Below are 968 nucleotides of genomic sequence, written 5' to 3'. Positions count from 1 at the left end.
CAGTCTTGAGGATAAAAATACAACATTAAATTCAGTATTAGCGCAGCATTTTAAAGGAGAAATCAATCAGGCCAGGATCAAACTCATTTGTTTGTTCATAACAGCGCTATGCAAGGTTAAAACGATTAATTATGACCGCCTGGCATCGGCCTTTGATACCAAGGCGGCCAAGGGAAGCTCTTATAGGAGGGTCCAACGGTTCATGTCCGGGTTTGACCTGCCCATGAAAGCCATATCCAGCCTGATATTCATCCTGTTGCCTGAAAAAGAAAACCTGACCTTAGTGTTAGACCGTACAAACTGGAAATTTGGCACAAAGAACATCAATATTTTGATGCTGGGCGTAAGTTATAAAAACGTAGCCTTTCCTTTGATGTTTGCCATGTTGGACAAACGGGGCAATTCAGGCACACAGGAACGGATCGGCCTGGTCAATAAATACTTGGACTGGTTTGGTGCCCATACAATTGATTGCCTGCTGGCCGACAGGGAATTCATAGGCGGGGACTGGCTGGCCTTTTTAAATGATAATCAAATTAGGTACCATATCAGGATAAGGAACAATTTCAAAGTATATTCCTTTCAAAAACAAGCGGAGGTGCCGGTGTTTTGGTTGTTTAACCACCTGAAGATGAATGAACTTTACCATTGTCCCAAAATAGCCCGCTTACATGGGCAATTGTGCTACCTGTCAGGATGCAAGACAATAGACCGGGAGGGTAAAAAGGAATTCCTGGTCCTCGTATCGTTTAACAAACCTGAACAAGCTATGATGGCCTACAAACAACGCTGGCAGGTGGAAACCCTTTTTAAAGCACTCAAAAGCAGCGGGTTTAACATTGAAGCTACCCATGTTACCGATCAAAAAAGATTGGAGCGGTTGTTTTTATTAACGATGATAGCTTTCGTTTGGTGTTATAGGATAGGGGACCATTTGGATCAGCATGTCCGAAAGATTGAACTAAAAA

At 42.8% G+C, this 968-nt stretch carries 1 protein-coding gene; it reads left to right on the top strand.

Features of this window, described 5'->3' with window-relative positions:
• Window positions 1-968, top strand: a 968-nt coding sequence (locus GO621_RS18680; RefSeq protein WP_157569922.1) for an IS4 family transposase, incomplete at both ends; no start/stop codon positions are given.

The sequence above is a fragment of the Mucilaginibacter arboris genome (assembly GCF_009754915.1).
Lineage (GTDB): Bacteria > Bacteroidota > Bacteroidia > Sphingobacteriales > Sphingobacteriaceae > Mucilaginibacter_A > Mucilaginibacter_A arboris.
This window is presented reverse-complemented; position numbering and strand designations above follow the sequence as displayed.